The organism is Streptomyces sp. NPDC091292 (genome assembly GCF_044757265.1).
Taxonomy (GTDB): domain Bacteria; phylum Actinomycetota; class Actinomycetes; order Streptomycetales; family Streptomycetaceae; genus Streptomyces.
Genome location: NZ_JBIVUQ010000009.1, coordinates 306,634 through 317,067 on the forward strand (window position 1 = coordinate 306,634; position 10,434 = coordinate 317,067).

A 10,434-nucleotide genomic window follows, 5' to 3' on the forward strand; every position below is an offset into this window, starting at 1 on the left:
CTTCGCAAGCGTCTTAGTGTAGCCAACTCCGTGCGAAAGTATGACCAACTTCGAATCCAGGGCGTCGAGTTCGCCGCCGAAGCTCGCCGAGATCGCGAGATCGACCGGGGTGCTGAGGGCCTGGTCCCAGGGGAGGACCGGGACGCCGGTGTCCGCGAGGAGTTCGGTCACTCCGGCGGCGAAGGCCGACGACCCGGTGCAGGTCGCGAGGAGTTGGACGCGCAGGTCGTCGTGGAAGAGGGGGAGGACGTCGAGCAGCCGGGTCGCCGATGTGACGTTGTGGACGACGAGCAGGACCCGCCGGCAGCGGCCCCGCGTCGCCCAGCGCGCGGCGTCGTCACCGACCGGGACCCGGATCCAGCCGGGCCGCTCCTCGGGAGTCCGCTCCTCGGACGCCCGCCGCTCCCGGAGCCCCACCGGTCCCTCGTCCATCCCCAGCCCCCCATATGTGACCGGCCACCATAACAATCGGCCCCCCACCCCCGTACCCCATGAGTGCCGCACACCCCCCGCCCCCGTACCCCCACGGTTGCGCCCGCCCCGCGCCACGCTCCACCAGCCGGAGGAATCCCCAGCTCACCGGCCCGTCCTACGCTGGCTCCATGCCCTCAGCCCCGCACCACGGCCCCGGCACCGGAACCCGCATGCGCACCGGCCCGGTCCTCTCGCTTCGGCTGCCGCGTGGGCGGGCGGCCGATCTGACGGTCGCCCTGACGGTGTTCACGCTCGTCGCGCTCGGCAGTCTGCGGTCGCTGATCGACGCGCGCGAGGAGCCGTGGGCGGTCACCGCGCTGACGTGGGTGATGATCGTCGCGGCCTGCGGGGCGCTGTACGAGTGGCGCCGCCGCCCGGTCGCCGTCGCCGTCCTCACCCTCGGGGTCTCCGTCGCGTACTACCTGACCAGCGCGTACGACGGTCCGCTGATGGTGGTCGTGGTGGTCGCGCTGTACGGGGTGGCCGCCGAGGGACACCTCCAGTGGGCCGTCGCCCTGTCCGCGCTCGCCGTGATCGGCACCGGCGCGGGCACGCTGGCCGGGAACGAGGACGTCAACGGCGTCGCCCTGTTCATGCTCACCGGCTGGCTCGTCGGCGTGGTCGCGCTCGGCTGGGTACGCCACAGCCGCCTCGCCCATGCCCGCGAGGCCGAACAGCGCGCGGCGACCGAGGAGCGGCTGCGGATCGCCCGGGAACTCCACGACGTCATCGGCCACCACCTCTCCCTCATCCATGTGCAGTCCGCCGCGGCCCTGCGCCGCGTCCGCAAGGACCCGGACACCGCGGCCACCACCGCCGACTCCGCCCTGGCCGCCGTCAAGGAGTCGAGCCGCGAGGCCCTGCGGGAACTCCGTGCCACGCTCGGCGTCCTGCGCCAGGTCGACGAGGAGGCCCCGACCGCCCCCGCACCCGGCCTCGACCGGCTCGGCGAACTCCTCGACGCGGCACGGCTGACCGGCCTCGACGTACGGGCTCCGGCCGGCCCGGACGCCCCGGGTCCGCTGCCCACCGAGGTGGACCTCGCGGCGTTCCGTATCGTCCAGGAGTCCCTCACCAATGTGGCCCGGCACGCCCGCGCCGCCACCGCCGTCACCGTCCGGATCGAACGCGGCGCGCGGGACGTGATGATCGAGGTCACCGACGACGGGCACGGCCACACACCGGGCACGGGCCCCCATGGAACCGGAACCGGAATCAGCGGAATGCGGGAACGCGCCCGCGCGCTCGGCGGCGAACTCACCACAGGGCCGGGCCCGGACGGCGGCGGCTTCACGGTACGGGCCCGGCTACCGTACGACCACGCCGTACCGCCCCGCCCCTTCGGTGCGCCGATGAAGGGAGCCTCGTACCCGTCATGATCACTGTCGTGCTGGCGGACGACCAGCGCCTGGTGCGCGCCGGGTTCCGGTCGATCCTGGAGGACGAGGACGATCTCGCCGTCGTCGGCGAGGCGGGCGACGGGGACGAGGCCGTCGACCTCTGCCGCCGACTCCGCCCCGACGTCGTCCTGATGGACATCCGGATGCCCGGCACGGACGGCCTGGAGGCGGCCCGCCGCATCGCGGCCGACGAACGCCTCGACGGCGTCAAGGTCGTCATCCTGACCACCTTCGACCTCGACGACTACGTGTACGGCGCGCTGCGGGCCGGTGCCTCGGGCTTCCTGGTCAAGGACACCGAACCGGAGGAACTGGTGCACGCCGTACGGGTCGCGGCCCGTGGCGACGCCCTCATCAGCCCTTCGGTCACCCGCAAGCTGATCGCCGAGTTCGCGGGCCGCGTCAAGGCGCCCGGCCCCGACCCCCGCCTCAACTCCCTCACAGAACGCGAACGCGAGGTCATGCGCCTGGTCGCCGGCGGTCTCACCAACGACGAGATCGCGGACCGCCTGGTCCTCAGCCCTTCGACGGCCAAGACCCACGTCAGCCGCATCATGACCAAACTCGCCGTCCGTGACCGTTCCCAACTGGTCGTCCTGGCCTATGAATCGGGCATGGTCAGTCCCGGCTGGCTGACGGAGTAGCGACACGGGGTTCGGCGGGGCGGGTGGGCGCGACTCCTGGGGTACGTCCGCCCCGGTGACCGCGACTCCTGGGGTAGGGAAGGTGTCCGCCCCAGGCCGATGCCCCGGGGTGTGCCGGCGCCCGAGTGTGTGGCCCATGAGCACACGTTCCCTTTCGGGCAGAGCCGTCGCCGCGCTCCTCGGCCTCCTGGTCGGCGGCGCGGTCGGCTTTCTGCTGACCGGGACCGTGGGCGCCTTCTTCACCTTCGTCCTCGACCGCACCCTCGATGTGGACGGCACCGGCGCGTTGCTCGCCGCCTTCGTCGCCGTACCCGTCGTGACCGCCGTCTGCGGCGCCGCCGTCGCGGTCCGCCGCGCGGGCCGGGGACCCCGACACTCCACGAACTGAGGCTGGTAACCATGCACCCGGCACGCGACACCAACGCGCCGCCCGCGCAGACCCCCGACCCGTCCGCCGCGCCCTACCGCGCAGGTGTCTTCGGGCGCCTCGCCCACTGGTCGGGCCGCCACCGCTGGGGCGCCCTGCTCCTGTGGGTCCTCGTGGTCGCCGCGATCACCGTCGGCTCCCAGGCCGCGGGCAGCTCGTACCGCAACGACTTCAGCCTGCCCGGCACCGACTCGCAGGCCGCCGCCGACCTGATGAAGGAGCACGGCTCCCTCCAGGCGGGCGACAGTGTGCAGATCGTCTTCCGGGACCTCCGGGACCCCGACGGTGTACGTGGTGACCGGGCGGACATCGCATCCCTGCTCGACCGGGTGCGCGGTCTGCCGGCCGTCGCGGACGTGAGGAGTCCGTTCGCCGACGCGTCGGCCGTCTCCCGCGACGGCACCATCGCCTACGCCACCGTCACCCTCGACGACAAGGCCGAGAGCGTGGCGAAGGAGGACGTCACCCGGATCATCGACACCGCGCGGGCCGCCGCCGGGGACGGTCTGGAGGTCCAGCTCGGCGGCGATGCCGTGCGCGGCGCCGAGGAGGAGGCGGGCGGCGCGTCCGAGGGCGCGGGCATGCTCGCGGCCCTGGTCATCCTCGTCCTGCTCTTCGGCTCCGTGGTGGCCGCCGCGCTTCCCCTGGTCACCGCGCTGTTCGCGGTCGGGGGTGCGATCGGTCTGATCGCCCTGGCCTCGCACGTGTTCACCATCGCCGACTTCACACCGCCGATCATGATGCTCGTCGGCCTCGGTGTCGGCGTCGACTACGCCCTGCTGATCTTCTACCGCTACCGCCACGAACTCACCCACGGCGCCGACACCGGCACCGCGGCGCGCCGGGCCCTCGACGCGGCGGGCCGTACCGTCTTCTTCGCGGGCTGCACCGTCATCATCGCGCTGCTCGGCCTGGTCGCCCTGGGCCTCGGCTCGTTGCAGGGCGTCGCGCTCGCCGTGGCGCTGACCGTCCTGGTCACGATGGCCGCGTCGCTGGTCCTGCTGCCCGCGCTGCTCGCGCTCTTCGGGAAGCGGATCCAGCGGCACGTACACAAGCAGGCCGCCAGGGCCGAGGCCAAGGGGCGGGAATCGGGCCGCCGCTGGCGGGCGCTGGCCTCCGCCGTCCAGCGCCGCCCGCTGCCCGCGCTGCTCGCCGCCGTCGTCGCGCTGCTCGCCCTGTCCGCCCCCGCCCTCGGCCTGCGCCTGGGCTTCGCCGACGCGGGCAACGACGCCCCCACCAGCACCAGCCGCAAGGCGTACGACCTGCTGGCCGACGGGTTCGGGCCCGGCTTCAACGGGCCCCTGGTCGTCGTGAGTCAGGGCGACTCGGCCGCCGCCGACGCCCTGCGGACCACGCTCACCCGCACCGACGGCATCGCCGCCGCGACCCCGCCGCTGCCCACCCGGGACGGCGCGGTGTCCACCGTCATCGCCTTCCCGTCGACCGCGCCCCAGGACGCGGGCACGGCCGATCTCGTACGGGACCTGCGGGACGACGTCCTGCCGCCGCTCGCCGAACGCACCGGCGCCACCTACCTCGTGGGCGGCTCCACCGCCGCCACGCAGGACTTCGCCGACTCGGTGTCCGCGCGGATGCCGCTGTTCGTCGCCATCGTGGTCGGGCTGTCCGCGCTGCTGCTGATGGTGGTGTTCCGGTCCGTGCTGATCCCGCTGAAGGCCGCGCTGCTCAATCTGCTGTCCATCGCCGCCGCGCTCGGCACCATCACGCTGGTTTTCCAGGAGGGCTGGTTCGGGGTGCAGCCGGGGCCGATCGAGGCGTTCATCCCCGTGATGATCTTCGCGATCGTCTTCGGACTCTCCATGGACTACGAGGTGTTCCTGATCTCGCGGATCCACGAGGAGTGGGAGCGTACGAAGGACCCGTCCGCGGCCGTGCGGGAAGGTCTCGCCGCCACCGGCAAGGTCATCACGGCCGCGGCGGCCATCATGATCGTCGTCTTCGCGGCGTTCGTGCTGAGTCCGAGCCGGATGCTCCAGCAGTTCGGCCTCGGGCTCGCGGTGGCGATCCTCCTCGACGCCCTCGTCATCCGCTGCCTGATCGTGCCCGCGGTGATGCAACTTCTGGGGCGGCGGGCCTGGTGGCTGCCGGGGGTGTTGGCGCGGCGGTTGCCGAGGGTGGCGTTGGAGGGGCCGGGCGGAGGTGATGGTGTCCGGGGGTGACGGTACCCGGGGTCGGAGGTGCGGGGCGCGGCTTGTGGTCAGGATGCGTTCAGGTACCGGCTGACACGGTCGCACCATGACAGCTGAGACCTCCGGGCCCCCTGGGCTCTCTGAAACGCGGTACCCGCGCAGCTCGGCCGGCCCCGCCACGGGCCCGCGCCTGCGGTGGAACAAGGTTCCCGAGGTCACCCTCTACTTCTGGGTGATCAAGGTGCTGTGCACCACGGTCGGCGAGACGGCGGCCGACCTCCTCAACTCGAACCTGGGCCTCGGACTGACCGGTGTGTCGCTCCTGATGAGCGCGCTGCTCGCGGTCGTCCTCGTCGCCCAGTTCCGCACCAGCGCCTACCGTCCCGGCATCTACTGGACCGCCGTCGCCCTGATCAGCGTCGTCGGCACCCTGATCAGCGACAATCTCACCGACAACCTCGGCGTACCGCTGGAGACCAGCACCGCCGTGTTCGCCGTGGCCCTCGCGGTCGTGTTCGCCGTCTGGTACCGGACCGAGCGGACCCTCTCCATCCACAGCGTCGACACCGTGCGCCGCGAGACGTTCTACTGGCTGGCCGTCCTGTTCACCTTCGCGCTCGGCACCGCCGCCGGTGACCTCGTCGCGGAGCGCATGGGCCTCGGCTACTGGGTGTCCGCCGTGCTGTTCGCGCTGGCGATCGGCGCGGTGGCGATGGGCCGGTTCGCCATGGGCCTTGGCGCCGTCGGCAGCTTCTGGATCGCCTACGTCCTCACCCGCCCGCTCGGCGCATCCCTGGGCGACTACCTCTCCCAGCCCACGGCCGACGGCGGCCTCGGCTTCGGCACCGTCGTGACCAGCGTCCTGTTCCTGGCGGTCATCCTCGGCCTGGTCGTCTATCTGACGGTGACCCGGCGCGACGTCATCGAGGACCCGGTGGAGGCCGGGGCGAGGACGGAGACGGAGGTGGAGGCGGAGGTGGCGCCGGGCCGGAACGCCCGGGTCAGCCGGCGGGCAGGGTGACCACGAACCTCGCCCCGGGCGTGTGCTGTTCGTCGTAGCGCACCTCACCACCGGCGGAGCGGGCCAGGCGTCGCGCGAGCGGCAGCCCGAGGCCCGCTCCGCCATGTCCGTCGCCGGGTTCGGCCCGCCGTCCGGGCTGGAACAGCTCCCCGAGGAACGACGCCGGGACCCCGCCCCCGTCGTCCTCGATCTCGACCCGTATCCCGCGGTCCCCGTCCGGCCGCCGCACGGCCCGCAGCACCACGCGCGAACGGGCGTGCCGCAGCGCGTTGTCGAGAAGCGGACCGACGATGCGGTCGAGGAGGGCGGGGGAGACGCCGGCGATGACGGATGCCTGTGCCTGTGCGTGTGTGTGTACTTGTACTTGTACTTGTACGTGGTCGGGGGTGCCGGGGCGTTGCGCGAGCCGTTGGAGTACGGGCAGGACGTCGGTGGCGCCGGGCGTGGTGTGCGCGTCCCCTCGGGCGTCGTCGAGGAGGGTGTCGCAGATCTCGCGCATCGTCCGGGCGGCGTCGGCGATGGCCGCGTGCGTGGTGCCGGTCTCGCCGGGGGAGCGCGGGGTGGACCGCCACCACTCCAGCTCGGCGATGATCATCGCGAGCGGGTTGCGCAACTCGTGCGACAACTCCCTGGTCAGCTGCTGCTCATGGCGGAGCAACGCCCGGATACGGTCGAGCAGCGCGTCCAACGACGTACCCAGACCCGCGAGTTCCGCCGGCTGCCCCGCCCCGCCGAACCGCTCGTCCGAGGCGACGGCGCCCCAGCGGGTCGCCTGCTCCGTCATCGTCCGGACCGGACGCAACGCCCGCCCCACGGCGAGCCGCGTCAGGACATACGTACAGGCGAGGACGGCGGCGTCGAGCGCGAGGGAGGCGAGGAGCAAGGTGTCCGCGGACGCGCGGTACGGGGAGAGGTCGAGGGCGGTGACCACGGCGGCGGTATGGGCGCGGTCATTGGTGCCGGTGCTGGTGCCGGTGTTGCTGGCCGTGCTGGTGATCGGGTGGGCGCAGAGGCGGATGCCGCCTCCGTCGCTGTCGGCGCCGACCGTGACGCACCCCTGTGCCGGGCGGGCGGCCAGCGCTTCGGCCGCGCGCGTGACGGGGCTTCCGGCGGGGACGGACGGCGGCTGTTCGAGGAGCCGGCCGCCCGCGTAGATCCAGACGTTGGTGTCGAGCAGCCCGTCACCCGGTGTCTCCAGGACCCGTACGGGATCGTGGCGTGTGTCGACGGTGGTCGCGACGGCCGCCGCGCGCGTACGCAACTCGTCGTCCGCCTGCTGCTGGAGGTGCCGTCCGACGACCGTGTTGAAGACGACCGTCAGGATCACCATCACCAGCGTGGCGGTGGTGAGCGCGACGAGCGAGAGCTGACCGCGCAGCGTACGGGGCCACCATCGCGTCAGCCGTCCACGCGTCCACCAGCCACGCGTCCAGGACCTCGGCCACCACGAACGGGACGCCGTCATGACAGACGGTGTCCCACACCGCGCGCCGTCGTCACGGTCATCCCGCTGCCCGCGTCCCGCAACTTGCGCCGCAGCCGCGTCAGATACTGGTCGAGCGTGTTCTCGCTGACCTGGGAACCCTCGGGCCAGCCCGCCCTGATCAACTCCCGCCTCCGGACGATCTCACCGGGCGCCGCCATCAGCGCGGCGAGCAGCCGGAACTCGGTCGGCGTCAGGGCGACTTCGGTGCCCCCGACGGCCATACCGTGCCGCACGGCGTCCAGGGTCACGTCCCCGTTCGCCGTCGGCTCGACCGGCCCGGCGCGCTTCAGCAACGCCCGCAACCGCGCGGCCAGCTCCGCGAGATGGAACGGCTTCGCCAGATAGTCGTCACCGCCCGCCGAGAACCCCGTGAGCCGGTCCGTCAGCCGGTGGTGCGCCGTGAGGAAGATGACCGGCGAGAGGAAGCCGTTGGCCCGCATGGCCTGGCACACGTCCCGGCCGTCCGCGTCGGGCAGTCCCACGTCGAGCACGGCGGCGGCGAGGTCGGCGGTGGCGGACGCCAGCCGCAGCGCGACGGCCCCGGTCTGCGCGGGCACCGTGTCGAACCCTTCGTCCCGCAGCCCGCGCACCAGGACGTCCCGCAGCCCGTGATCGTCCTCGACCACCAGAATCCGCCGCCTCACAGGACGCGTTCCCCACCGAGCCGAAGACCCCCGACGAACCGCCGGGGCCGACCCGCGTGACCTGTCCCGGCCCGGACCACACCGGAACCCGGCCCACCGGACGTGCGCCCCACCGCGCCGGGCCCCTGCCGCCCCGCCCCCTGCACGGGCACGGGTACCCGCCGCCCCCGCTCCTCCCTGCGCTCCCACCATCGCGTACCGACGCCCACGACGAGGCCCACCCACGCGAGCGCGTACAGCCAGCCGCCCAGGACGTCCGTGAACCAGTGCACCCCCAGATAGACCCGGGTCAGACCCACCGCGACGGCCCAGCAGCCGATGACGACGGCCGTCGTACGGCGCCCCCGGGGCGAGCGGAGCAGGACGGCGATGATGAGCAGCAGGGCCGTGATCGCGGACGTGCTGGTGTGGCCCGACGGGAACGACCAGCCCGACGCATGGGTCGCCCAGTCCTGCTCGGGCGGTCGCGGACGGGCGACCAGATGGAGCACCCCGTACCGCAGGCCCTGGCCGGCGAGGAGGCAGCCGAGGCCCATGGCGGCGGCGATCACCCGCTGCCGTGCCGTGCGTCCGGCGATCACCCCCGCCAGCACGACCAGCGCGTACGGCCACACTCCGGTGCCCGTGGCCGTGAGGCCCCGCGCCACGGCCAGCGCCACCGTCGGACGGTGGGAGTCGGACCAGGTGTGCAGACCGCTGTCCATGAACAGGGGAGCGCCGTCGCGGCCGATGACCACCATGGTCAGCAGCGCGAACCCGGCCAGCGCCCCCAGGCACACGGAACCGGCGAGACCCGGCACGTCCTTGCGGTTCATGACGCCTCCGCTCATGACGCCACCAGCAAGGGGCGCAATCGCGTCGCCGTCAGCCGCACGGTCACCGTCTCCGGCACCCGGCGCACCAGCGCGACCATGGCCAGCGCGACCAGGCCACCCACCGCGACGCCCGCCACCACGTCGTGCGGGTAGTGGACGCCCACCCACACGCGGGACGCGGCGAGCGCGGCGGCGGCGACGAGGGCGACGGCACCGAGGCGCCGCGACACGAAGTACAGGGCCACGGCGGCAGCGGTGGCGAGGGCCGCGTGGTTGCTGGGGAAGGACCAGTCACCCGGCCCGGGGCACGCCTCCAGCGTGGTGATCCGGAGGCTCTGACAGGGTCTGTCCTCGCGGACGATCAGCTTGATCGCGTAGTCCACGCCATACGCGACCAGCACGATCGCCGGTGCGGCCAGCGCTCTCACGGCCACCGAGGTGTTCTGCCGCCGGGCCCGCCACCAGGCGGCGACGATCAGCACCGCGAAGACCGCGAGACCGTACGTCGACCACGCGGAGATCACGCCGTCCAGCCAGCTCGGCGAACGCTGCGCGAGGCCCACCACATCGGTGTACGCGGACCCGTCGATCGAGGACCCGTCGAAAGCGAGGATCAACCCACCGCCCCTTCCTGTGACGCTTGCGGAGCCCGAAGGTGACTCCCGAACATGTGGTCGAATTTATGTGACGACTACAGCGATGTAGACGGTCTACTGAACTGTAGACGAAGCTCCGGCGTCGATCGTTCCCAGCGGCTCGCCCCGGATGAGGAGGACCTCCGTCCGCACCTCGTACCGCCCCGGTTCGTGTCGCTGTTGGGCCGAACGGGTGAGGTGGCGTAAGAATTGGCCGGTGCAGATTTCACGTGCGAGCCAGGACGGGGTGGGGATTTGAACAGCCACGACGTCACCGATGAACAGTGGGAGGGGCTCGCCCAGGTAGTACCGCTCCGCGGTCGCGACGAGTGGCCGTCATGGCCCGGTCACCGCGCGGCCCCCGAGGCCCGGACCGAGGCGCGCCGCCGCTTCGTGGTTCTGCGGGTCAGCATCTTCGCGGACGCGCGCGAGGTCGCCGAGACACTCATGGCGCAGATCCCGGTCCTGCTCGACCTGAGCAGCGCCGAGGCGGACGTCGCCAAACGCGTCCTCGACTTCAGCAGTGGAGTCGTCTTCGGCCTCGGCAGCGGCATGCACCGCGTCGACCGCAACGTCTTCCTGCTGGCGCCTCCCGGCACGGAGATCAAGGGCCTGGTGGCGGAAGCGACCATGCCGGGCAATTAGAGCGTCCGCCAGTAGGCGTTGAGCCGGGCTATCGGATGCGGGGGCTGCGCGGGCGGTTGTCCCAGCGGTGGGTGTACCAGGCCCGTCGGATCA

The 10,434-nt window shown here is 72.5% G+C and carries 10 protein-coding genes and 1 pseudogene; 6 read left to right on the forward strand and 5 right to left on the reverse strand.

All coding sequences use genetic code 11. The features are described 5' to 3' along the window. Positions 1–432 (reverse strand): annotated as a pseudogene (locus ACIQNU_RS25300) (hypothetical protein); the annotation flags it as partial. A gap of 212 nt (positions 433–644) precedes the next feature. Between ACIQNU_RS25300 and ACIQNU_RS25305 the strand changes: the two are divergent. From ACIQNU_RS25305 to ACIQNU_RS25325, 5 genes are all read left to right on the forward strand, one after another. After that, positions 645–1,853, forward strand: coding sequence for a sensor histidine kinase (locus ACIQNU_RS25305; RefSeq protein ID WP_401370552.1), 1,209 nt, complete (start codon positions 645–647; stop codon positions 1,851–1,853). Beyond that, positions 1,850–2,518, forward strand: coding sequence for a response regulator (locus tag ACIQNU_RS25310; protein ID WP_401370496.1), 669 nt, complete (start codon positions 1,850–1,852; stop codon positions 2,516–2,518). Before ACIQNU_RS25305 ends, ACIQNU_RS25310 begins: the two co-directional genes overlap by 4 nt. A gap of 136 nt (positions 2,519–2,654) precedes the next feature. Next, positions 2,655–2,906 carry a hypothetical protein gene (locus ACIQNU_RS25315; RefSeq protein ID WP_401370498.1) on the forward strand — a complete coding sequence of 84 codons (252 nt, stop codon included), beginning with the start codon at positions 2,655–2,657 and terminating at the stop codon, positions 2,904–2,906. 11 nt (positions 2,907–2,917) lie between these two features. Continuing rightward, complete coding sequence (locus ACIQNU_RS25320; RefSeq protein ID WP_401370501.1) at positions 2,918–5,125, forward strand: MMPL family transporter; 2,208 nt, start codon at positions 2,918–2,920, stop codon at positions 5,123–5,125. A 76-nt stretch (positions 5,126–5,201) separates the two neighbouring features. Continuing rightward, positions 5,202–6,116, forward strand: coding sequence for a hypothetical protein (locus ACIQNU_RS25325; RefSeq protein WP_401370504.1), 915 nt, complete (start codon positions 5,202–5,204; stop codon positions 6,114–6,116). Here the strand turns inward: ACIQNU_RS25325 and ACIQNU_RS25330 are convergent. Genes ACIQNU_RS25330 through ACIQNU_RS25345 form a run of 4 tightly spaced genes read right to left on the reverse strand, consistent with a single transcriptional unit; the run spans position 6,097 to position 9,678 of the window. After that, a complete protein-coding gene (locus ACIQNU_RS25330) occupies positions 6,097–7,581 on the reverse strand; it encodes a sensor histidine kinase (protein WP_401370506.1) in 1,485 nt (494 codons plus the stop codon). The two genes, ACIQNU_RS25325 and ACIQNU_RS25330, sit on opposite strands and share 20 nt — an antisense overlap. Further along, positions 7,578–8,246 (reverse strand): response regulator transcription factor, encoded by a 669-nt coding sequence (locus ACIQNU_RS25335; RefSeq protein ID WP_401370509.1) that lies wholly within the window; start codon positions 8,244–8,246, stop codon positions 7,578–7,580. Before ACIQNU_RS25335 ends, ACIQNU_RS25330 begins: the two co-directional genes overlap by 4 nt. Beyond that, positions 8,243–9,061: a phosphatase PAP2 family protein gene (locus ACIQNU_RS25340; RefSeq protein WP_401370512.1), complete on the reverse strand. Its 819-nt coding sequence runs from the start codon at positions 9,059–9,061 to the stop codon at positions 8,243–8,245. The genes ACIQNU_RS25335 and ACIQNU_RS25340 overlap by 4 nt, the downstream gene beginning before the upstream one ends. Before the next feature lie 11 nt (positions 9,062–9,072). Beyond that, complete coding sequence (locus ACIQNU_RS25345; RefSeq protein WP_401370514.1) at positions 9,073–9,678, reverse strand: phosphatase PAP2 family protein; 606 nt, start codon at positions 9,676–9,678, stop codon at positions 9,073–9,075. Between the two features lie 273 nt (positions 9,679–9,951). Here ACIQNU_RS25345 and ACIQNU_RS25350 point away from each other — a divergent pair, with 273 nt between their 5' ends. Further along, a complete protein-coding gene (locus tag ACIQNU_RS25350; RefSeq protein WP_401370517.1) occupies positions 9,952–10,341 on the forward strand; it encodes a cell division protein SepF in 390 nt (129 codons plus the stop codon). Positions 10,342–10,434 lie beyond the last annotated feature (93 nt).

Excerpts from the sequence above, each read along its gene's own strand:
- ACIQNU_RS25305 (WP_401370552.1), top strand. The coding sequence starts at position 645 with ATGCGCACCGGCCCGGTCCTCTCGCTTCGGCTGCCGCGTGGGCGGGCG.
- ACIQNU_RS25310 (WP_401370496.1), top strand. The coding sequence starts at position 1,850 with ATGATCACTGTCGTGCTGGCGGACGACCAGCGCCTGGTGCGCGCCGGG.
- ACIQNU_RS25315 (WP_401370498.1), top strand. The coding sequence starts at position 2,655 with ATGAGCACACGTTCCCTTTCGGGCAGAGCCGTCGCCGCGCTCCTCGGC.
- ACIQNU_RS25320 (WP_401370501.1), top strand. The coding sequence starts at position 2,918 with ATGCACCCGGCACGCGACACCAACGCGCCGCCCGCGCAGACCCCCGAC.
- ACIQNU_RS25325 (WP_401370504.1), top strand. The coding sequence starts at position 5,202 with ATGACAGCTGAGACCTCCGGGCCCCCTGGGCTCTCTGAAACGCGGTAC.
- ACIQNU_RS25330 (WP_401370506.1), bottom strand. The coding sequence starts at position 7,581 with ATGACGGCGTCCCGTTCGTGGTGGCCGAGGTCCTGGACGCGTGGCTGG.
- ACIQNU_RS25340 (WP_401370512.1), bottom strand. The coding sequence starts at position 9,061 with ATGAACCGCAAGGACGTGCCGGGTCTCGCCGGTTCCGTGTGCCTGGGG.